The organism is Flavobacterium branchiophilum NBRC 15030 = ATCC 35035, assembly GCF_002217205.1.
Lineage (GTDB): Bacteria > Bacteroidota > Bacteroidia > Flavobacteriales > Flavobacteriaceae > Flavobacterium > Flavobacterium branchiophilum.
Window position 1 is genome coordinate 1 of the sequence record NZ_MUGT01000002.1, and the last position, 22,818, is coordinate 22,818.

The following is a 22,818-nucleotide window of genomic DNA, read 5'->3' on the forward strand; positions in this document are numbered from 1 at the left end:
AAAAATTAAAAAATTAAAAAAATAAGAACCTATTTTATATGAATTTATAATTTTTCAACTCAAAAAAAGTTAATTTAATAAAATCATATAACAATTCTTAAAAAAAAACAAATTAAAAAATAATTTAATAAAAGTAGTCCATTGAATTGATTTGAATATTCAAAAGCTAACATTCCAATCTGTTAATTTTTTAATTATTTTACAATAAATAAGATTGGTTTTTAGTAACAATACAGTCAAACTAGTTGTTTAGGTTGTGAATTGACTAGAAAAAGCAAAATTAAAAACTAAAAAATTAAATTATTTCAACAAATTTAGTTTAAAATATAATTTATTGAATAAAAAATCGATAAATGGATTAAAATAAACGTTCATTAAACAATTATCAATCATTTGCAAAAATTATTAAACAATTATTAAATAATTGGAGCTATTTTAATCATTTTTAGATTTAATTTCTATTTTTTGCATTTTAACTTATATTTACATCATTTTATCGATTAAAACAAATTATTAAATACCATTTATAGCTTGTATTTTATATTAAAATCATAAATAATGAACAAGATTATTTATATTTGTTTTTTATTTTTAACTAAAATATTGAAAACAATGATTTTAATAATGGGAGGAGGCATTGCCGGTTTGACCATGGCAAATTTGTTACAAAAATCTGGTATTGATTTTAGAGTGTATGAAAAAGCACCATTAAATAATGAGAAGGGACATGGATTTATCATTCCTAATGATGGTTTAAAAATTTTATCTACCATAATAGATTCAGACAAACTGGTAGATAAAGGCAACTTTTTAACCCATTTTACAGCCTATAATCATGAAGGAATGGCCATTAAAACACAGCAAATGAACGAAGATTTTGTAATATCAAGGCGAGATTTAGTTGCTTTATTAGAAGAAAATATTTCAAAAAACTCCATTGTACATCATAAAAAAGTAAAAGACATTACAATTTCTGATAAAGGAATTGAAACCATCTTATTTTGCGACGGAGAAACCATAAATCCACCATCGTTGGTGCTTTGTTGCGACGGTATTTACAGCACAATAAGACGAAAATTAATGCCCGAAAAAAAATTAGAGGCCAGTAGAGTACATGAAATTGTTACTATATTCAAGTCGGAACTACTTTTGAAAAGTTTGGGGCATCAATTCAAAAAATTCAAACATCAAGACGGCGGATTGGCATTTGGTATATTCAAATTAAATGAAAGTGAAGTCCTGTGTTATGCTCAATTTGACACCCATAAACACCCCCTGTTAGACGAATCTATTGGCGGTATTGTTTCGTTTATGCAACAACATTTTGGTACGTGGGTTACTGAAGAGACTGATTTTTTTAATGTTTTGAATTTTCAAAATGCCCATTATTGGAAAGTCAATGAATTGGATCCATTAGACGCTTACTACTATAAAAATGCTGTTTTTGTGGGAGATGCCGCTCATTCATTATTGCCTTTTACAAGTCAAGGTGTTTGTGCTGCAATAAATGATGCTCATATTTTAACAGATTGTTTGTTGGCCAACGAAAATAATTACAATAAAGCCTTACAAATGTATTCAGACATACGAAAATTAGATATTGCAATACACAAAAAAAATGGCTCCATATTAAGAACAGAATTTTTAATGCCTATACACAAACAAAAAAACCAATCTATTCCCATATCTGTAAAATCATGATGTTTTCTAATGAATCCATTAATATCGATGCCTTAAAGCATAAAGCTTTTAATGGCAGATGGGCCACTGTTTTAGATGGCGTTATTCCATTGACCGCTGCCGACCCAGACTTTCCAATTGCGTCAGAAATTACCGAAGGTATTATTAAATACTTACAAGATGGCTATTTGAGTTATGGCCCGTTTTCAGGTTTAGAAGTTTTTAAACTGCAGGTTGCTGCTTTTTTCAATGCCCGAAAAAATGGTTGTTTTGAGCCTGAAAATGTAGTAGCCATTAACAGTGCCGCACAAGGTATGTATTTGATTGCTAAGTATTTATTAAAACCAGGAGACGAAGTCATTATTTTTGACCCCGTTGATTTTTTGTTTAAAAAAACAGTTGAAATTTGTGGTGCAAAAGTGCAATGCTGCCCCATTGACTACCAAACTGGTCAAATAGATTTTGATCATTTGCAATCATGCATCAATCCAAAAACCAAACTCATTAGTATTTGTAATCCGCATAATCCTTATGGCAAAATTTTAGGTTATGCTGAATTGAAAAAAATAGCCACAATTGCAGAAAAACATGACTTATGGGTTATGAGTGATGAAATTTGGAGTGATATTTTGTATGAAAAAGCACCATTTACTACCTTTTCGAGTGTGTCAGATTATGCTGCCCAAAAAAGTTTTACGGTATATGGTTTTTCGAAAAGTTTTGGACTTGCGGGGTTACGAATTGGAGCGGTATTGTGTAAAAATCAAGTGGTTTTGGATGATTTTATCGAAAAATCGCAATTTAATAGTACTATCGAAGGAGTGGCTACTTTGAGTCAAATTGCGGCAAGTGTGGCATTGGACAAAGGATTGGATTGGTTAGCCTTATTTTTGAAACATTTAGAATCCAATAGAGACTTTGCTGTTTCAAGTATCAATCGATCGGCTCTATTACAAACCACAATTCCCGAAGCAACTTATGTTATCTTTCCTGAAATAAAAAATGAATACACGAGCGAATCATTTGTACATCAAGCACTTGAAACAGGAAAAGTGGCTTTGGTTCCAGGATCTGAAAGATGGTTTGGTACAAGGGCTTCTGGCCACGTAAGAATATGTTTTGCTACATCAAGAGCCATTTTAGAAGAAGGATTAGAAAGAATTTATAAAAGTTTTTAGATATTTATTTATACAAATAATATTAATTTAAAAATAAACTATTTTTTTATTAATTTTAAAATTATTCATTTATAAAAAATACAAAAAATACATTTGATGGTTAAAATATTGCCAAATACAAATAAGACCATATTTGTTTTGTGTATATTTGCGAACTGAAAAATGTATATATGAAGTTTGATTTATTAAAAACAGACCCTCAATCTAAGGCACGTGCGGGTAGTATTACTACCGATCATGGTGTGATTGAAACACCTATTTTTATGCCAGTGGGCACCGTTGCATCAGTAAAAGGGGTGCACCAGCGGGAGTTGAAAGAAGAAATCAACCCCGATATTATTTTAGGAAATACCTATCATTTGTATTTAAGACCACAAACTGCTATTTTAGAAAAAGCGGGAGGATTACATAAATTTATGAATTGGGACAGAAATATACTAACCGATTCAGGAGGTTATCAAGTATATTCGTTATCGGCAAACCGAAAAATTAAAGAAGAAGGTGTAAAGTTCAAAAGTCATATAGATGGTTCCTACCATTTTTTTACGCCCGAAAATGTAATGGAAATTCAACGTACAATTGGTGCCGATATCATAATGGCATTTGATGAATGTACCCCCTACCCATGCGATTATCGGTATGCACAACGATCGATGCACATGACCCATAGATGGTTAGACAGGTGCATCAAACATTTGGAAAAACTACCTTTTAAATATGGCTATGAGCAAACTTTTTTTCCTATAGTTCAGGGCAGTACTTACAAAGATTTGCGAAAACAATCTGCCGAATATATTGCCAATTCAAACCAGCAAGGCAATGCCATTGGAGGCCTATCTGTGGGCGAGCCAGCCGAAGAAATGTATGCCATGACCGAAGTGGTATGCAATATATTGCCCGAAGACAAGCCCCGCTATTTGATGGGAGTTGGAACACCTATTAACATCCTTGAAAATATTGCATTAGGAATAGACATGTTTGACTGTGTGATGCCCACCAGAAATGCCCGAAATGGCATGTTATTTACGGCATACGGTACTATAAATATTAAAAACAAAAAATGGGAAGCCGATTTTAGTCCAATAGATCCAATGGGCATTACATTTGTAGATACAGAATATACCAAGGCATATTTGCGACATTTGTTTGCCGCCAATGAATATTTAGGCAAACAAATTGCCACTATTCATAATTTAGGGTTTTATATGTGGTTGGTACGTGAGGCCCGAAAACACATTATAGAAGGCGATTTTAGATCCTGGAAAGACAAAATGGTGGTTCAAATGAGCCAAAGACTTTAACTGTTTTAATTTGAAAAGTAGTTTTATTTATTGCTAAAAATATACCATATACTATTAAAAATCTTTAAAAAAAGTAAAATAAAAATATGCTTACAATTTTAGATAAATATATTTTAAAAAGGTATTTAACCAATTTTTCGGTAATGCTTTTGTTATTTATTCCAATTGGGATTATAATAGACGTGTCTGAAAAAGTCAATAAAATGCTGGCCAACAAAGTGCCATTTGCGGCAATTGCAAAATATTATTTTTATTTTACCATTCATTTTGCCAATTTTTTATTTCCCATTTTTTTATTTTTGTCTATTATTTGGTTTACTTCAAAACTGGCCAACAACACCGAGATTATTGCCATGCTAAGCTCTGGTATTTCATTCAATCGTTTTTTGAAACCCTATTTAGTTGGTGCTACGATTGTGTGTGTTTCGGCACTGGTAATGGGATTTTTTTTAGCACCAAAAGCCAATGATGAATACAATAATTTTCGATACATGTATTTGATTGGGAATGGACAAAATGAAATGAGGCAAAACAGCGATGTATATAGACAAATATCTGATGACGAGTATATATACGTAAGCAATTTCAACACCATTTCGCAAATGGCATTTAATTTTTCGCTAGAAAAATTCAATAAAGACAAAACACTCGATTATAAAATAACAGCTTCGAGAATCAAGTTTAACCCAAAAGACAGTAGTTATACGATGTATGATTACGTTCATAGAAAAGTGGGACCGTTGAACGATATTATTGAAAAAGCTGATAAAAAAGAAGCTCATTTTGATTTTGAATTAGAAGATTTAACTCCCGTTGTTTACATTGCAGAAACATTGCCCCTTTTGGATTTGATCGAATTTATAGACAAAGAAAAAGCACGAGGAAATGCCAATATTAATATCTATTTGGTTGTTTTATACAAAAAATTTAGCGTACCCGTTTCTGCATTTATTCTTACAATTATTGCGGTAGCTGTGTCCTCCATGAAACGTAGGGGTGGCATGGGCATGAACCTAACAATAGGAATTTTACTTGCTTTTTCGTTTGTTTTTTTTGACAAAATATTTGGTGTTTTGGCCGAAAAATCAAGCTTTCCTGCCATCATTGCCGTTTGGATTCCAAACATTGTATTTGGAATACTGGCTATATACTTATTAAAAAATGCAAAACGATAATTTAAAAAACTACCTCCACCTTCATTTTATAGTGTTTATTTGGGGGTTTACTGCTATTTTGGGGCAATTAATTTCATTGCAAGCCATTGATTTGGTTTGGTATAGGGTTTTATTTGCTTTGATTTTATTAGTTATATACACGTTGGTGTGTAAAAAACCTTTAAAAATTAAAGGTAAATTATTACAAAATCTTTTGTTTTTAGGCGGCTTAATCAGTATCCATTGGATAACTTTTTATGAAGCCATTAAGGTTTCAAATATTTCTATAACGTTGGCCTGTTTATCTACGGGAGCTTTTTTTGCCGCTTTTTTAGAACCATTGTTTTATAAGACCAAAATAGTTTGGTATGAAATGGTTTTAGGGTTGATTGTAATTTGTGGTTTATCAATTATTTTTAATGTAGAAACCCGATACAAAACTGGCATTGTTTTAGGAATTATAACGGCTTTTTTATCTGCATTATTTTCTGTGTTAAATGGTAGATTTGCAAAAAAATATGACGCAACTTATATTGCTATTTATGAACTTGCAGGCGGTTTGGGATTTATGACTTTGTACATGATAGTTACTCAAAAATTTAGTCCCGCATTTTTTCATATTTCTATTAGGGATTTCATTTTATTACTTCTTTTGGCCTCCTTTTGCACTGCTTATGCTTTTGCTGCATCGATAAAAGTAATGAAAGTTTTGTCTCCTTATACGGTGATGCTAACCATCAATTTGGAACCTATTTATGGCATTGTTTTGGCCTATTTAATTTTTCAAGACAAAGAAAAAATGAGTACCGAATTTTATTTTGGTGCAGGAATTATCTTGCTAACGGTGGTGGCCAATGGAATAATTAAAAACAAGTTAAAGAAAATAAAAAAATAAAAGTTTTTCAGCAAAAAAAATGGTTCATAGGGCAAATAATTTGTCATAATGGATCGGGTACTAATCAAAGGGGTGGGTGCGTTAGGGATAGTAGTGGAAATCCTTTTTTGTTTTTTCTTTAAAAACAAAAAAGATTGAAACGAATAGCCCGACCCTTGGGGAACGCCCAAAAAAAGAAATGAAAACAGGGGCTGATTTGTAGAAAATTGGCAATTTTAATTAAAAATATTTTCAAAATTAAAATTTAAAACTATCTTTGCTTTTCAATCCAAACAAAAACCAATACACATGGAATATTTAGATTTTGAACTTCCAATCAAAGAATTAGAAGAGCAATTAACCAAATGTCAAATCATTGGAAAAGAATCAGATGTAGATGTTTCTACAACATGTAAACAAATTTCTAAAAAATTAGAAGATACTAAAAAAGACATTTACAAAAATCTAACCGCTTGGCAACGGGTACAATTGTCCAGGCATCCAAGCAGGCCCTATACGTTAGAACACATTACGGCCCTTTGTGGCGATACTTTTTTAGAATTGTTTGGCGATAGAAATTTCAAAGACGACAAAGCCATGATTGGTGGATTGGGCAAAATAGACGGCCAATCGTTTATGATAATTGGCCAACAAAAAGGAATAAATACTAAAATGCGACAGTACCGCAACTTTGGAATGGCCAACCCAGAAGGGTATAGAAAAGCCTTACGACTGATGAAAATGGCCGAAAAATTTGGCATACCAGTACTCACACTTATTGATACTCCGGGAGCTTATCCGGGGCTAGAAGCCGAAGAAAGAGGACAAGGAGAAGCCATTGCCCGAAACATTTTTGAAATGGTACGTCTTAAAACCCCAATAATATCAGTAATTATTGGCGAGGGTGCCTCGGGGGGTGCCTTAGGAATTGGGGTTGGAGATAGAGTTTATATGATGGAAAACACTTGGTATTCTGTTATTTCGCCAGAATCTTGCTCGTCTATACTTTGGAAAAGTTGGGAATACAAAGCACAAGCTGCCGAAGCACTCAAACTGACATCGGCCGATATGAAAAAACAAAAATTAGTAGATGACATTATTCCAGAACCACTTGGTGGCATCCATTTTGACAAGCCAACTGGTTTTAAAAACGTCAAACAATACATTTTGAAAGGATTTAGCGAACTCAAAGATTTGTCTCACACCGAACTTGTTATGCAAAGAATGGATAAATACTCTAAAATGGGTGAATTTAAAGAATAATTTCATATAAATTTATGATTGTTACAAAATCCGAAACATTAAGTTTCGGATTTTTTTTGACTTATCAACAATTGGCACCCAGTTATAAACAAATCTATTGTAAAACTAAAATTTTTTATTTTTTTATTTTTTCATACCTTCGCACCTATGGAGAATATCAAGAATTTAGCACCCGTAAAACCCGAAAAAACACCCATTATTGGACTCGAAAAAGGCAAAATACCACCACAGGCATTAGACCTAGAAGAAGCCGTATTGGGTGCCATGATGATAGACAAAAAAGGAGTTGATGAAGTGATCGACATCCTGCAACCCGATGCTTTTTATAAAGACAGCAACAAATACATTTTTGAAGCCATTTTTCAGCTCTTTACAGACTCGCAACCGATAGATTTACTGACCGTTTCTGCCCAATTGAAAAAAAATGCCAAACTCGATTTGGCAGGCGGAGATATGTATTTGATACAACTTACCCAAAAAATTTCATCGTCTGCACACATCGAATTTCATTCCAGAATTATACTTCAAAAATACATTCAAAGAAGTTTAATTCGTATATCATCTGAAATTATAGAAGAATCTTATGACGAAACTACCGACGTTTTTGACCTTTTAGACAAAGCCGAATCCAAGCTTTATGAAGTAACACAAGGCAACATCAAGCGAAGTTCCGAAACGGCACAAAGCCTTGTAACACAAGCCAAAAGACGTATCGAAGAAATAGCAGGAAAAGAAGGATTGAGCGGAGTGGCCACAGGATTTGACAAATTGGACAAGCTCACCTCGGGCTGGCAGCCCTCCGATTTGATTATCATAGCAGCCAGACCTGGTATGGGTAAAACCGCATTTGTACTGTCAATGGCACGAAATATTTCTATAGATTTTGGTCATCCAGTAGCCTTATTCTCACTCGAAATGTCATCTGTACAATTAATTACCCGTTTAATATCGTCCGAAACAGGTTTATCATCAGAGAAATTACGTACAGGAAAACTCGAAAAACACGAGTGGGAACAACTTTCTATCAAAGTCAAAAACCTCGAAAAAGCCCCATTATATATAGACGACACCCCATCGCTTTCTATTTTCGACCTTAGAGCCAAATCCAGACGGTTGGCATCCCAATACGGTATCAAATTAATTATAGTCGATTACTTACAATTAATGACCGCAGGAGGCTCAAATGGCAAAGCGGGAGGCAATCGAGAACAAGAAATTTCTACCATTTCCCGAAACTTAAAAGCCCTTGCCAAAGAGCTCGAAGTACCCGTAATAGCCCTTTCGCAGCTTTCACGTGCCGTAGAAACCCGTGGCACCAGCAAGCGACCATTGCTGTCGGACCTTCGTGAATCGGGGGCCATTGAGCAAGATGCCGATATTGTGTCGTTTATATACCGTCCAGAATATTACAAAATCGAAGAATGGGACGACGACGAAGCCTCGCCAACCGCTGGGCAAGCCGAATTTATTATAGCCAAACACCGTAATGGATCGTTAGAAAACATCCGACTAAAATTTATAGGAAATTTAGGAAAATTCGACAATCTCGATGATTTTAGTGGTGGCTACGACGATTTGCCCTCCAAAATGAACAACGACAACCCCTTTATAACCAAAAACCTCCCCTCGGCAAACGAAGCCTTTGGAGCTCCAACAAGTCGCTACACACCAGACAACGAAGACGAAGAAGTGCCGTTTTAAACCCAAACCACAAAAAACCCCACCCGCCAAAAACACTACAACACAACCCTTTGTATGAATTAAAATGACCAACAAAGAGTTCGTAAAAAAACATATTGTCTTACAAAAAAAAACCTACAAAACACCAAGACCATTAGGGCATGCCGCCAAAAAAAAGAAAGCCCCCATCAAGCCAACCGCTCAGGCGGGGCTTCCTTTTTTTGCCGTCGGGCTATCACGAGCACATGGTGCCTTGTTCTATCCCTCATGCGGGCAACCTCCAATGGACAGCCTCCATTCACCAAAGTTTTTTTTAAAACTTCTTACTTTTCGTTTTCACTTGCCTTTTCAAAACAAAAAAAGCCACCATGCACACTTTGCGGCACAGTTTTGCTACCCATTTGTTAGAAAATGGTACTGAATATGAATTATATACAGCATTTATAGGACATTCTAGTATAAAAACCACGATGATTTACACACATTTAACCCGCAATGTGGTGGATAAAATAGAAAGCCCTTTAGATAAATTAGTAAACAATGCAAATAAAAATAAAAATTTGTAAAAAAATAATAGGTTGTTTTAATAAATTTTATAAATTTGACAATTATAAAATAAAACAACAAATGATTATTTTTAAGTTTTTGCCAAACAAAAATATGTTAAAAACGCAATAACTTTCGTATATCTACTAGTTAACTGATACCCTTGAGCTACACTAACCGCATAAAAACCGCATAAAAAATGATAACACAAAAAATCAAATTCGGAATTGACAGAAAAGAAATATCACACTTTACGTCAATAGAACTACATCAAACTATTAATAAACATCACAATTTTACCATCAAAGTTCCCCACTCGGTCATAGAAGAACCAAGAGCCTACACCATGCAAAATGCTCAAAATTGGCTTGGTAAAACCGTGCATATTGCTCTCGAAAATCAAAACAATTTTATTGGAATTGTTACCGATGTAAAATTTGAATTAAAAGAAGATATAGTTGGTAATCAAATAATAATTTCGGGACATTCTAAAACAGAAATATTGGAATCTGGAAGCAAAATGTATTCTTGGGAAGAGGTTACATTAAAAGAAATTGTGGAAGGCGTTTTAAAGAAAGGCGTTGGTAAATATAGAGAATTAAAAAACGAAATCAATCCCGAGTACAAACAAACTATAAAATACCAAACCCAATACAACGAAACCGATTTTCAATTTTTGCAACGCTTGGCAAAACAATATAATGAGTGGTTTTATTACAATGGCGAAATCTTAATTTTTGGCAAACCAACAAAGTTTGACAAAGAAATACCGCTTCTTTTAGGTATTGATTTATCAAAATTTGTGATGGGCTTAAAAACTATACCGCACCATTTTTCAAGTTTTACTTATGATGAAAATCAAGATGTTTCATATATGTCAAAAACCAATCAAGAGATAAAACCAATGTCTCGTTTAGGTAAATTTGCTATTGATGCATCGGCTATTCTATACAACACACATTCATTAGAACACGGTAAAATAAGTACAGGTCATGAAGGAGCTTTAGAACAATTGCTAAACGCAAAACAACAAAGTGCAATAGCAAAATCAAATACTATAAGTGCAAAAAGTCGCAATCCGAAACTAAAAGTTGGTTCAATAATTGAGATTGGCTTTCAAGAAAAACTACCCACAAATTTAGCTGCCATTAACAACATTCCGCAATCCAAAATCAATTATATTGACACCTATATTATTACCAAAATCACTCATAAAGCAAATGAAATAGGCGAATATTTCAATAGTTTTTCAGCATTACCAGTTAATATTACCAAACTTCCTGAACCTAAAATAAAATTCCCTAATGCAAAACTTCAAGAAGCCGTTGTTGTAGATAACAACGACCCAAAAGGAACGGGCAGAATTCGTGTGAAAATGGAATGGCAACAAGGTTCCATGCGTACACCTTGGCTTCGTGTAATGACACCCGATGCTGGTTCAAGTGCAGAGGTAGGAACAAATCGAGGTATGGTTTTTATTCCCGAAATTGGCGACCATGTATTACTGGGTTTTAGACACAACGACCCTAATAGACCTCTTGTAATTGGTAGTCTTTTTCATGGAAAAAATAGTAGTGGCGGTGGTGCAAAAAACAAAGAAAAATCACTTCGTTCTAAAACTGGAAATAATATTACACTAGACGACAGCATAGGCAAAGGTGCAGTATTGATTAACGATGCTATTGGGAACTCCTTAACTTTTGATGGTTCGGGAAACACCGTTGCACAAGCAGGAGACACTAATGTAATAAACGTAGGAAAAAGTGCTGAAAGCCATTTCAAAATGGATAAAGACGGTAATATTGCACTCGAAGGTAAAAATAGTTTCAAAGTAACCGTTGGCAAAAGTATATTAGAATTATTGGCAGACGGAACTATTAATCTTAACGGCAAAAAATTCAAACTTGATGCAACAGATACTATGGATATTGCATCTGCCAAAAATCACATCAGCGGAGAATCTAAACTAGACGGTGGCGATGTATTTATCAATTAATCAAAAGAAAAAATGAGCAATAATAAAACACTAACCAACGCAATTCGTTTTAGAGAACCATTTGCCGAAAACTATACTTTGATTTCTGAAACTAAAGTAAAATCGGCCTATTTTGATATGCAAACCACTACCAGAACGAGATGGGTTTTTAGAGTTCTCAAAGTAGAAGAAAATGGAGATGCTGAAATTGAACTCTTTACAATTGAACATTTATTAGTAAAAACAAACAACGAAAACCTGAATGATATTATTAGTCTAAATCAGGTTTTTAGCAGAATGTATAGCGAAATAAGAGTAATAATTGATGTTTTTGGCAAAATAACAAGAATTGTAAATCTTCAACAAATAAAAGACAAATGGGAAGATACCAAAAAACAACTTTTAAAAATTCAACAGCAAGAACCCGCTTTACAAGCACTCATTACCATCAATGACGAAATTTTTTGTAGCAATGAAAAAATAAAATTAGCGATAGAAAACAACGAATTTTTCAAACATTATTTTGGCAAAATATATGGCAAAACACTACCCATTGACCGAAAAATGATAGTTCAAAAAAACGTATTACAAACCGCCGATGCCGAGTGGATTTATAATTTTGACTACAGCCCTCAATTTGGGGCAGAACATTTAAATGATATTGCAGTAACCAGCAAAGCACTAGCCGATACCGACAAAAACGAATGGAAAAAACAAGCCTACGGACATTTGCCCGATGTTGAAACCAAAAATTTAAGACCAAATCTTACGGAAGAAGCCATTTATAGAAGCCATTTTAAAACAGGAAGGCTACATTTTGCAAAAACTACCATTACCGAAATGGCATTGCCCAATTTTATTGAAGCATCCATGGTTTATACCATAGAAAGCGATTCCTACAAAGAAAACAGTAGTGCAATAATTGAAAATTCACAAAACAAGATATTTAGAGTACTAGATTAGCAGATTATGAAATGGCAATATCAAATAAATTATACCACTTTGCTTTTAGAATTTCGATATTCAAGAATAGCGAAGGCACGATATTTTTTGTTTAGATGGCAGTATTGCAAACAAGCTCAAAATATAGGCGATTTAGAAAACATAAAATCCAAAACAATCGGTATATGCTACAACAATAATCGAATAAAAGTAGCAACACACCAACAACATACTATAACCAAACGCATCGAATAATGATAAAAACTAACCAAAGTAATCAGCAAATCATTTTTATAGAAATGAAGAATAGCTTAGCCTTTAGTAACAAAAAAAATAATGCTTTTTTTCAAATAAGTTTCCCACATGAAATAATTTCATACAGTGACAGTATGGGAAACACTATGGTAAACAAACCCTTAACCATAAAAACAAATGACGGGGCAGCAATGCTGAATGAAAAAGGAAGCAATGCTTGGAGCAAAAACGGCGAAACATTGGCTTTTTTAGACACAACAGACATACAAGAACTTGCCACCAAAACTTTTTTTGAACCCGACCAAGAACCTATTATTGATTTTTATACCTTTGCCATAGACAAATCAAAGTGTGTGTGTATCAAAAGCTAACCCATTTATAAAAAAGCAAACAAATGGGAAACAAAATAATAACCGAAAAAGACTTTTGGATGTGTACAGGTGGCAACGTACCTGCACAACTACAGTCGATACAACTTTCGACCAAAAAGAAAGACGGCAAAAAGTACATTACCCTTGTCGATACCGCCACCAGCAGTATGATGGACTTTGGGTGCAACAAACTCATGCTCATTATGGCAATTGTTGCAGCAGTAATTGCAGTATGCGTTGTTGCCACAGGCGGTGCCGCCCTCATAGCAATTGGAGCTTTGGCAGGTGCAGCAGGTGCAGCCGTTGGTGCAGTAATGGGTGGATTAATATGCGGACAAATAGCAGCAATGGCTCGTATCTGGACGAATAGCAAAAGCAACATGATTGTACAAGGCAAACCCGCCATCACAGGCGACCACCAAATGCAGTGCATGCTTTTTGGTGACAAAATAACCTTTGCACCAAATATCAAAAACTGGTGGCAAGCCATAACAGTAGGAGCAATAAATACAACCGCCAAAATAGTTGAAGGAGCATTATTTGGAGCAATGGTGGGTATGGGAGCAGGATTACTAAAAGGGCTTACACAACTTGCTATGCCAACAGCAACAAGCATTGGAGTAAACATTATAGGCAGTTTTGGAACACTAGGTAGCTCTGTACGAGCCGTTTTTGGCATCCAAAACGCAACCCACACTTGGGCAATGGGTTCAGATTTATTTTCTACAGAAACAGGCGAAGCCTTTTTTGATGGAGCAATACCCGAGTATGAAAGCATCAAACGCATCGGCACAGGCAACGCCGAGCTACACGATGCCATGTTGTTACTTTATTTGTTGAAATTTAAAACACCAACACCAAAAGAAAAACCTGTAACAGAAGAACCTGTAAAAAACAATACTTTAACCGAACCAGAGCCTATAAAGAAAAAAGGTGATGGCGAGGCGTTTGAGGCAGAGCCAATAAAACCTACTTTTAAAGAATTAAAAAATATGGCTGAAAACACGCTAGACTTTTCAACAGTTGAAGACGGCGCAGTCTTTTGGTCGGATAAAAATATGAGGACAGCTCAGAAATGGGCAGAATCATCATCAACAGGAAAAACTACATTGGAACAAACAAAAGGGGGGGAATATTTAGATAATTTAGACTTATTCAATCCAAAAAACGGATTAGATGGGAGTCAAGCAGCAGAAGTTTGGGATACGGCATCTAAAAGGTTTGCTGAACAAGCAAAAGGAGAAATAAATGTATTTGATGAGGGTGCTGAACGCTACGGCCCTTACGGAGAAAGAACTTGGTGGAGAGTAGAAAAGCCTATTTTGGAAGCAAACAAAAATGTAAGTGGTATTAAATATAGAAATAATGATGGTTCAATAAATAATTTAAGAAAATAATGGATACATACGTAAAAAAAATATTAGAAGATAATTCTATAGAAAAAAGAATAGATGATAAAGGGAATGTTTATAGAATTAGAGTTTTAGGAAGAGGGGAAAATTTATTTTTTCAAGAAAACGATAATTATTTATTTTGCCAAATAGATGCTGTAAATGCTGTAATATTTAAAAGCACTATTCAGAAATGGGATAATTTAAAAGATAATATGAATAGTTCAGAACATGAAAGAGTGTCTTCCTTGATAGAAAAATATTATAAAGAAATTTATAATTTTAATGTTATTATTAAGAACGATACTAATACAGAAGAAACAAATGGAGGTGACTCTCCTAAAGAAGACCCAAAACCAGACAAACCTCGTGGCGGTTGGTCGGTTTTTGATTAAGTTAGCAATTTAAACTACAACTAGAAAAAGTTGTAGTTTTTTTGTTAGAAGATTCAAAACTCAAACCACACTTGGGCAATGGGTTCAGATTTATTTTCTACAGAAACAGGCGAAGCCTTTTTTGATGGAGCAATACCCGAGTATGAAAGCATCAAACGCATCGGCACAGGCAATGCCGAGCCACACGAAGCCATGATGTTATTGTATTTGTTGCATTTAAAAACCCCAACACCAAAAGAAAAGCCAGTAACAGAAGAACAAATAAAAAACACAAAACTAACCGAACCAGAACCTATAAAGAAAAAAGGCGATGGCGAGGCGTTTGAGATGGGTGATATTATTACTTTAAGAAAACAACAAGCTATTGAGTTTTACCAAAAGTATAATCCTGATATGGACATTAACGATATAAAATCTCACATCAACGGGATAGATTTTACTAAACCTATAGAAATAGTAAAAACACCACAGGGAACAGAGTTGCACCAATATACCAAAGTAAACACGAAAGGTGATGTTTTAAAGGGAGATTATTATACAGATAATCCTGAAAACACTCCAAGTGAACTTGGAGTTTCGGATAAATATAATGTAAGAGACCCGGATAATGGCTGGAAACAAACAGACGAAATAAAAACGGTACAACAAGAAAAAGTAGCTATTCCAAAAGATGCGGAAGGACTAAAAAGTACTTCTGCATCAATAGAAGACACATGGTCTTTAAAAACCAATCAGTACCAACAAAAGGAGGAGGAAGCCAAATTTACATTCCAAAAAAACAATTTTAAAATACAAATATTATGTACATAAGATTATCAAAAAAAATGACGAAGTCATATTATAGAGAAATATTAAACAGTGCTTTACAACAAGCAAAAGAAGAATATGAAAATTCACCAAATGATAGTTTAAATGAATCTATTTATAACCAATTGGTTGACATAAAAAAAACGGTAGTGGTAGAACAACATATTTACACGGAAGCTGAAGCCAATAAAAAATATCCTTTAGGAGTAATGGTAGTTCGTAATTTTGATGGATATTTGGATATGGACTGGGATTATCCAAAGAAACTGATTGATGTTTCTGGGGGTATTCCTGATTACCCAACGATGCCCGAAGGAGAAGACCCAAAACCAGACAAACCTCGTGGCGGTTGGTCAGTTTTTGATTAAGTTATCAACCCACAAACTACAACCCTAAAAAAGTTGTAGTTTTTTTGCTAGAAAATCAAAACGCAACCCACACTTGGGCAATGGGTAGCGATTTAATTTATAAAGAAACAAGCGAAGCCTTTTTTGACGGAGCAATACCCGAATACGAAAGCATCAAACGCATCGGCACAGGCAATGCTGAGCCACAAGATGCCATGCTGTTACTTTATTTATTGCATTTGAAAAACCCAACACCAAAAGAAAAACCTGTAACAGAAGAACCTGTAAAAAACAATACTTTAACCGAACCAGAGCCTATAAAGAAAAAAGGTGATGGCGAGGCGTTTGAGGCGGAACCTCTAAAACCAAACACTCCCGAGCATAAAGCACAACGATGGAAAGATTATGAAAATAGAATGAAAGATAATCCCAAAAAGTATAGTTATGAACGGTGGAGCAAGCAGTATGATACCAATATGAAGAATGCTAAATTTGGACTTTCTCAAGAACAGGCATATAGAAATAAGTTTGGAGGGAAAAGCGAAACGTTAAAAACAAAATTTACTAACCGTCAAATAGATATTTCTAAAACAGATGAGCTATATGCAGGACAATTAAAAACTGGAAAAGTAAGTTTGACGAAACAAGCCAAAATAGATATAATAAAAGATGAATGGCTTGTAAAACAAGGATATAATGTAGAGTATATTTTAGAAAAAGGAGCGTCAAAAAATTTTATTGATGCTTTGAATAATGCAGGGATTAACCATAAAATTGGAACACAATTACCTTAAAAATAATTAATTTAATTTACAAATCATGAAAAACAGTATTGAACAGGATGAATTTGAAAACTTTTTATTTTACATAGATGATTACTTAGAGGAATTCATTTATGAAACTGATTCTTTAGGATATTCATTAAATTTTAGTATTGAAAGTTTAGAAATTCTAGAAAAATATGTTATGGACCAAAATATAACAAATGAAGTATATGATGACGAAAAAAGATTTAAATGTTGGGTGTATTTGGGAGAATTATTTAGAAAATTAGCCAAAGAATCATATTGGACGATAAGTAATAATTCAGATAATTCAGCAAATTTGGGACTATACGTTTTAACAGGATACGATGATATTGGTGTGGAGTTTGTTCCCATCAGATATATTCGTGCTTTTATAATAAATAAGAAAAAAGGTTTTTTTAAAGATTTAATAAATAGTCATATTGCTCCAATGCCATTAGATTTAAATAAATTCCCAACAGAAGAAGACCCAAAACCAGACAAACCCCGTGGCGGTTGGTCAGTTTTTGATTAAGTTATAACCCAAACTACAACCCTAAAAAAATTTGTAGTTTTTTGTTAGAAAATCAAAACGCAACCCACACTTGGGCAATGGGTAGCGATTTAATTTCTACAGAAACAGGCGAAGCCTTTTTTGATGGAGCAATACCCGAGTATGAAAGCATCAAACGCATTGGCACAGGCAATGCCGAGCCACACGATGCCATGATGTTATTGTATTTGTTGCATTTAAAAACCCCAACACCAAAAGAAAAGCCAGTAACAGAAGAACAAATAAAAAACACAAAACTAACCGAACCAGAACCTATAAAGAAAAAAGGAGATGGTGAGGCGTTTGAGATGGGGGATATTATTGCCTTAAGAACACAACAAGCCATTGAGTTTTACCAAAAACATTATCCTGATATGAAAATGAGAGATATTGAGTCTCATATTGCAGGTATTGATTTTACCAAACCAATAGAGATAATTAAACTTCCGCAGGGAAAAGAATTGATTCAATTTACAAAAGTAAATACAGAGGGTACCGTTTTGAGAGGAGATTATTATACAGACAATCCAAACAATACACCAGGCGAACTAGGCGTTTCTGATAAATATAATGTAAGAGACCCTAATAATGGTTGGAAACAAACCCAAGAAGTAAAGACTGTTACAAAAGAAACAACTACTTTACCCAAAGATGCAGAAGGCTTAAAAAGTACTTCGTCTGAAATAAATGATACATGGTCAAGGATTGATGCTGAAGGAAACCCTTTACCAGTTTTTACAGAAGGAGGAGGAAATCAAATTTATATACCAAAAACACAATTTTAATAAATAAATAGAAATGTATACAGATTTAGAAGATAAATTAACAAAAAAATACTATCAAGAAATAGTTGAAAAAGCTTTAATTCAAGCAAAAGAAGAGTATGATTTTTCGCCAAACACTCCAATGAATGCGTCTTTTTATAATCAATTGGTGGACATAAAAAAATGTGTAATTGATAATAATGAAGTTTATACAAAAGAAGAAGCATACAAAAAATATCCAATAGCAATAATGGTGACAAAAAATTTTATCGGAGAGGAGGCAAATACAGATTATGCGAATATGTTAAAAGATATCGTTTGGGGAATTTCATTATATCCGAAAATGATCGAAGGAGATGACCCAAAACCAGACAAACCTCGTGGCGGTTGGTCGGTTTTTGATTAAGTAGCAATGCAAACTACAACTAGAAAAAGTTGTAGATTTTTTGTTAGAAGACTCAAAACTCAAACCACACTTGGGCAATGGGTAGCGATTTAATTTCTACAGAAACAGGCGAAGCCTTTTTTGATGGAGCAATCCCTGAGTATGAAAGTATAAAACGCATCGCTACAGGCAATGCCCAGCCTCAAGATGCCATGTTGTTACTTTATTTGTTGAAATTTAAAACACCAAAAGAAAAACCAGTAACAGAAGAACAAATTATTGAAGAGCCAGTAAAAAACAACAACATAACCGAACCTGAACCTGTAAAGAAAAAAGCCGATGGCGAGGCGTTTGAGATGGGTAATTCATATAAATTGCCAACATTTGATGAGTTTCTAAAAACAATTGATGGAGGCTTTCCGTCTGAAGAATTGGGATTACAGGCTTATGATTTATTTAAAAATAGAAATTGGTCAGCTTTAGAAAAATTATTTAAAGATAATAATTTGAATGGAAACTGGCCACCAAACAGAGGTGCAGTAGGTACAACTAATACAACTTTAAATAAAGGAAGTACATTTGATAGATTTGGAGGATGGGTTGATGAAAATGGTAATTTTCAGGATAAAGGAACATTTGCAGGAAAAGAGGGGACTCCATATACAGAGAGAGCTTTACCAAAAGGAACCGATGCTAAACCTTATAAAAGGTATGAAGTTATAAAAGAAATTCCAACCGTTAGCAAAGGTGAAATAATACCCTGGTTTGGAGAAAAAGGAGGAGGTATTCAATATGAATTACCAGCATCTATAAATGATTTAATAAAAGAAGGATATATAAAACCAATAAATTAATATGTACAAGAAAATTGAAATAAACAGGAAAAAAATATTTGATGGTAAAGAAGAAGATTTTTTGAAACTAAGTTTTGAAATTAATAATGAAAATTTTAAAATAAGTGATTTTTACAATAATCCTTTAAGAGACATAGAAAAAATTATAAACAAAACAGATTTCGATTTGATAATTAAAGAAGGTAAATTTAAATTAAAAAATAGTTTCATTAAAACTTATTTATCACAAGAGGGTTTAGAAGTATATTATTTAATAAAAAATGATAATATTTACTTATTTTCTTTTGGGGAATTTCAACCAACAAGATATATGCTTTTTTTTGAAATGCTTGAAACCACTAAATTAGAAGACCCCAAACCAGACAAACCTCGTGGCGGTTGGTCGGTTTTTGATTAAGTTAGCAATTTAAACTACAACTAGAAAAAGTTGTAGTTTTTTTGTTAGAAGATTCAAAACTCAAACCACACTTGGGCAATGGGTAGCGATTTAATTTCTACAGAAACAGGCGAAGCCTTTTTTGATGGAGCAATACCCGAGTATGAAAGCATCAAACGCATTGGCACAGGCAATGCCGAGCCACACGATGCCATGCTGTTACTTTATTTATTGCATTTGAAAAACCCAACACCAAAAGAAAAACCTGTAACAGAAGAACCTGTAAAAAACAATACTTTAACCGAACCAGAGCCTATAAAGAAAAATTGTATCTTTTTGTAAATCAAATTCATCAATAAACAATGGTCCACTTCATCAAAAAATGATTTCAAATCGGTGTCCACAATGCAATTTAGTCCTTGATGGATGTATTCCAATGCTTGCCCAACGGCTTGTCGGGCGTTTTTATTGGGTCTAAATCCATAACTTTGACTGCTAAATTCGGGTTCAAAATAAATCGCAATACTTTGACTTACTGCTTGTTGCAATACTCTTTCGGTAGTAGTTGGAATGCCCAATAATCGGGTTTTTCCGTCTCCTTTGGGAATTTCTATCCCTAAAATGGGTTGAATTTGGTAGTTTCCCTGTTTAATATCTTCAATAAGTTGCGTTTTCTTTTGCGTAAAAACCGCTCGGATTTCACCTACCGAAACGCCATCAACACCCGCACTGCCTTTGTTGGCAATCACGTGTTTCAATGCTTCTTGAAGATTGTAAGGATGTACTATTCTTTCTATCATTTTAGTTGTTTTTAACCTGTTTTCGTTAAATAGGGCTATCTTTCGATTCCGATACTCATTGAAAACCTCTTTACGTTCAGTCCTTCCTTGCTTGTGAGACCTGTGCATTTCTTTTGCACCTCGTTTGCCACAAGTACTATGACCTCTGCTGACTTCTTGACCTAACCAACTCGTGGTTGCCAAGACCTCCCCTGGTAAACGCTTTTTCCTTCCGCCTATCCCCGCTGCATCTACATCTAGTAGATTTTGTATTCTTCGGACTTTACGTTGCTGTGGACGCTCATCCTTATTGCTATGCCTCTTATGTACTTTCTGTTCGTCAGTACAGACTTTTGCCGTTTATTCACGAAGTTTTCATTTTCTTTTTTTTGGAGTTCATGAATGCTTCGCATTTGGCTTCCTTCAGTGCATACCTCACGATAAACCACCTTGCCACGTGCTAACGATTCGGGTTTCAACCGCTCGTAAGGGACTTGCACCCTCTGGAAAAATTCGGACACACCCCATAATTAATTAGAAAAAAAAAAATTTGTGTTTTAATCAAAAATTTGTATTTTTGAGTTTTTTCTAATGCTTACGGTGTGTACCCTGCGGATGCAGGGCACACACAGCAGTTTGCAGAAATGGCGGGTTTTGGGCTTAATTTAAAGTTGGTTTTGCACTTGCAAAGTTAGTGTTTAACCGAAAGTTTAGGCTTCCTTAATCCGCCACTTCTGCAAGCCGCAAAACGTCAGGCTGTGAAAAAACCCTGTTTATTATCCAAAAAACCAAAAAAACGCTGGTTTTTGAATGTAATAGAAGCCTTTTGCGAAAGGGTTATTTTTAAGCAGCATTATTTTGTTGCCAAATAATGTGGGCTGTAAAACGATGTTTTGAGGTGGGTTTGGGTAAAAATAACTATTTTATTTCATAGTTTTTTATTATTTTTGAAGAATATTTAACGACAGTTTTTTCACAGACTGACGTTAGCTCCAAACATACTAAACTGCAAATAATAAACAACAGAAATTGAAACGTAATGGAATAATATTATTAATGGGTTTGTTACTTCTGCTGACTGCTGGACTAATTGCTTTTAAAACAAACCAAAATGCAATTGACGACCAAATTTTAACTTATACGGTTGACACTAAAACACAAGATTTGCAACTGTTTTGGAAAAACGACAAAGGCGAAACCTTTAAAAGTATTCAAAATCTAAAAAATTATGTTGAGAGTAAAACTTTAACCTTGACTTTTGCAATGAATGGAGGAATGTTTAATAAAGATTTTTCACCCCAAGGACTTTTCATACAAAACAAAAAAATACGAATGATTTTGGACACAGCGGACGGAAACGGAAATTTTTATTTAAAACCCAACGGCATTTTTTACATTACGACAGACAACAAACCATTTGTTTGCAAGACTACAAACTTTAATTACAACGGTAAAATAAAATATGCCACGCAATCAGGACCAATGCTTATTATTGACGGACAAGTTCACTCTGCTTTTAAAGACGGCTCAACAAATTTAAACATAAGAAACGGTGTTGGCATTTTGCCTGACAACAGAGTTGTGTTTGCAATGTCCAAGACAGAAATTAACTTTTATGACTTCGCAAAATACTTCCAACGCTTGGGTTGTAAAAACGCTTTGTATCTTGACGGTTTTGTTTCAAGGACGTATTTACCAGAAAAAAATTGGATACAAACAGACGGAAATTTTGGAGTTATATTTGGTGTAACAGTAAAGAAAAATAAATGAATAACAAACGTACGAAAAGAATGTCAGTTGGTAACAACTAGCCTTTCCTTGCACCTGAAAGCCGAGCAATGAATTAAAATCAACGAATACTTATAAAAAATATAGTTAATGAGTTAAAATCCTGTTTAACGAACTGAAAGAAAACGAATACCTATAAAAAATAAAATCCATGAGTTAAACCGATTACATGCACACCCTTTATGGGTTTATCGAAAAACATATCGAAAAATTAACGTTTCGATTATTTTTATCGGACGACAATGCTTAAAATAAATGAAATTGTAAAATAATTAATTACTGAAAATTTCATCAAAAGTCATTTCGAATTTGACTGTTTTTTTACCTAATTTAGACTAATTTATATATCTAAATGGTATTGTTTCAGCCCCTTAA

At 34.0% G+C, this 22,818-nt stretch carries 25 protein-coding genes; 23 read left to right on the forward strand and 2 right to left on the reverse strand.

Features of this window, described 5'->3' with window-relative positions:
* Positions 1-612 precede the first annotated feature (612 nt).
* From B0A58_RS00135 to B0A58_RS00240, 22 genes are all read left to right on the forward strand, one after another.
* Entirely contained in the window at positions 613-1,701 is a 1,089-nt protein-coding gene (locus tag B0A58_RS00135; protein ID WP_165766263.1) for an FAD-dependent monooxygenase, read from the forward strand.
* On the forward strand, positions 1,698-2,858 hold the full coding sequence (locus tag B0A58_RS00140) for a pyridoxal phosphate-dependent aminotransferase (RefSeq protein ID WP_089079363.1): 1,161 nt from the start codon (positions 1,698-1,700) through the stop codon (positions 2,856-2,858). Before B0A58_RS00135 ends, B0A58_RS00140 begins: the two co-directional genes overlap by 4 nt.
* 170 nt (positions 2,859-3,028) lie before the next feature.
* Positions 3,029-4,159 (forward strand): tRNA guanosine(34) transglycosylase Tgt, encoded by a 1,131-nt coding sequence (tgt, locus tag B0A58_RS00145; RefSeq protein ID WP_089079364.1) that lies wholly within the window; start codon positions 3,029-3,031, stop codon positions 4,157-4,159.
* Positions 4,160-4,245: 86 nt separating this feature from the next.
* Positions 4,246-5,334 carry an LptF/LptG family permease gene (locus tag B0A58_RS00150; RefSeq protein WP_089079365.1) on the forward strand — a complete coding sequence of 363 codons (1,089 nt, stop codon included), beginning with the start codon at positions 4,246-4,248 and terminating at the stop codon, positions 5,332-5,334.
* Positions 5,321-6,208 carry a DMT family transporter gene (locus B0A58_RS00155; protein WP_089079366.1) on the forward strand — a complete coding sequence of 296 codons (888 nt, stop codon included), beginning with the start codon at positions 5,321-5,323 and terminating at the stop codon, positions 6,206-6,208. Before B0A58_RS00150 ends, B0A58_RS00155 begins: the two co-directional genes overlap by 14 nt.
* Positions 6,209-6,496: 288 nt before the next feature.
* Positions 6,497-7,450 (forward strand): acetyl-CoA carboxylase carboxyltransferase subunit alpha, encoded by a 954-nt coding sequence (locus B0A58_RS00160; protein WP_014083848.1) that lies wholly within the window; start codon positions 6,497-6,499, stop codon positions 7,448-7,450.
* A gap of 147 nt (positions 7,451-7,597) precedes the next feature.
* Entirely contained in the window at positions 7,598-9,151 is a 1,554-nt protein-coding gene (gene dnaB / locus B0A58_RS00165; RefSeq protein WP_089079367.1) for a replicative DNA helicase, read from the forward strand.
* Positions 9,152-9,498: 347 nt separating this feature from the next.
* Complete coding sequence (locus B0A58_RS00170) at positions 9,499-9,696, forward strand: tyrosine-type recombinase/integrase (protein WP_089079368.1); 198 nt, start codon at positions 9,499-9,501, stop codon at positions 9,694-9,696.
* A gap of 179 nt (positions 9,697-9,875) precedes the next feature.
* Positions 9,876-11,672, forward strand: a complete 1,797-nt coding sequence (locus B0A58_RS00175) for a phage baseplate assembly protein V (RefSeq protein WP_089079369.1) — start codon at positions 9,876-9,878, stop codon at positions 11,670-11,672.
* A gap of 12 nt (positions 11,673-11,684) precedes the next feature.
* Positions 11,685-12,614 (forward strand): hypothetical protein, encoded by a 930-nt coding sequence (locus B0A58_RS00180; RefSeq protein ID WP_089079370.1) that lies wholly within the window; start codon positions 11,685-11,687, stop codon positions 12,612-12,614.
* A gap of 6 nt (positions 12,615-12,620) precedes the next feature.
* On the forward strand, positions 12,621-12,848 hold the full coding sequence (locus B0A58_RS00185) for a hypothetical protein (protein WP_089079371.1): 228 nt from the start codon (positions 12,621-12,623) through the stop codon (positions 12,846-12,848).
* The gene (locus tag B0A58_RS00190; RefSeq protein ID WP_089079372.1) at positions 12,848-13,219 is read left to right on the forward strand and encodes a hypothetical protein; all 372 of its coding nucleotides are present in this window, start codon (positions 12,848-12,850) and stop codon (positions 13,217-13,219) included. The genes B0A58_RS00185 and B0A58_RS00190 overlap by 1 nt, the downstream gene beginning before the upstream one ends.
* A gap of 23 nt (positions 13,220-13,242) precedes the next feature.
* Entirely contained in the window at positions 13,243-14,616 is a 1,374-nt protein-coding gene (locus tag B0A58_RS00195; protein ID WP_089079373.1) for a hypothetical protein, read from the forward strand.
* Positions 14,616-15,005, forward strand: a complete 390-nt coding sequence (locus B0A58_RS00200) for a hypothetical protein (RefSeq protein WP_089079374.1) — start codon at positions 14,616-14,618, stop codon at positions 15,003-15,005. Before B0A58_RS00195 ends, B0A58_RS00200 begins: the two co-directional genes overlap by 1 nt.
* Before the next feature lie 78 nt (positions 15,006-15,083).
* Positions 15,084-15,815 (forward strand): polymorphic toxin type 46 domain-containing protein, encoded by a 732-nt coding sequence (locus tag B0A58_RS00205; RefSeq protein ID WP_089079375.1) that lies wholly within the window; start codon positions 15,084-15,086, stop codon positions 15,813-15,815.
* A gap of 14 nt (positions 15,816-15,829) precedes the next feature.
* Entirely contained in the window at positions 15,830-16,180 is a 351-nt protein-coding gene (locus tag B0A58_RS00210) for a hypothetical protein (protein WP_133063035.1), read from the forward strand.
* A 44-nt stretch (positions 16,181-16,224) separates the two neighbouring features.
* Positions 16,225-16,953: a hypothetical protein gene (locus tag B0A58_RS00215; RefSeq protein WP_133063036.1), complete on the forward strand. Its 729-nt coding sequence runs from the start codon at positions 16,225-16,227 to the stop codon at positions 16,951-16,953.
* A 25-nt stretch (positions 16,954-16,978) separates the two neighbouring features.
* On the forward strand, positions 16,979-17,479 hold the full coding sequence (locus tag B0A58_RS00220) for a hypothetical protein (protein ID WP_089079378.1): 501 nt from the start codon (positions 16,979-16,981) through the stop codon (positions 17,477-17,479).
* 41 nt (positions 17,480-17,520) lie between these two features.
* A complete protein-coding gene (locus tag B0A58_RS00225) occupies positions 17,521-18,282 on the forward strand; it encodes a polymorphic toxin type 46 domain-containing protein (protein ID WP_207758829.1) in 762 nt (253 codons plus the stop codon).
* A gap of 13 nt (positions 18,283-18,295) precedes the next feature.
* Positions 18,296-18,667 carry a hypothetical protein gene (locus tag B0A58_RS00230; protein WP_089079379.1) on the forward strand — a complete coding sequence of 124 codons (372 nt, stop codon included), beginning with the start codon at positions 18,296-18,298 and terminating at the stop codon, positions 18,665-18,667.
* A 77-nt stretch (positions 18,668-18,744) separates the two neighbouring features.
* On the forward strand, positions 18,745-19,500 hold the full coding sequence (locus B0A58_RS00235; protein ID WP_089079380.1) for a TNT domain-containing protein: 756 nt from the start codon (positions 18,745-18,747) through the stop codon (positions 19,498-19,500).
* Between the two features lies 1 nt (position 19,501).
* The gene (locus B0A58_RS00240) at positions 19,502-19,897 is read left to right on the forward strand and encodes a hypothetical protein (RefSeq protein WP_089079381.1); all 396 of its coding nucleotides are present in this window, start codon (positions 19,502-19,504) and stop codon (positions 19,895-19,897) included.
* A 53-nt stretch (positions 19,898-19,950) separates the two neighbouring features.
* Here B0A58_RS00240 and B0A58_RS16320 read toward each other — a convergent pair whose 3' ends face one another.
* Together B0A58_RS16320 and B0A58_RS00245 are read right to left on the reverse strand one after the other, a co-directional pair.
* Positions 19,951-20,091 (reverse strand): hypothetical protein, encoded by a 141-nt coding sequence (locus B0A58_RS16320; RefSeq protein ID WP_165766264.1) that lies wholly within the window; start codon positions 20,089-20,091, stop codon positions 19,951-19,953.
* A 9-nt stretch (positions 20,092-20,100) separates the two neighbouring features.
* Positions 20,101-20,859, reverse strand: a complete 759-nt coding sequence (locus B0A58_RS00245) for a reverse transcriptase domain-containing protein (protein WP_243389423.1) — start codon at positions 20,857-20,859, stop codon at positions 20,101-20,103.
* A gap of 825 nt (positions 20,860-21,684) precedes the next feature.
* Here B0A58_RS00245 and B0A58_RS00250 point away from each other — a divergent pair.
* Positions 21,685-22,425 carry a phosphodiester glycosidase family protein gene (locus B0A58_RS00250; RefSeq protein ID WP_089079382.1) on the forward strand — a complete coding sequence of 247 codons (741 nt, stop codon included), beginning with the start codon at positions 21,685-21,687 and terminating at the stop codon, positions 22,423-22,425.
* The last annotated feature ends 393 nt before the right edge of the window (positions 22,426-22,818 follow it).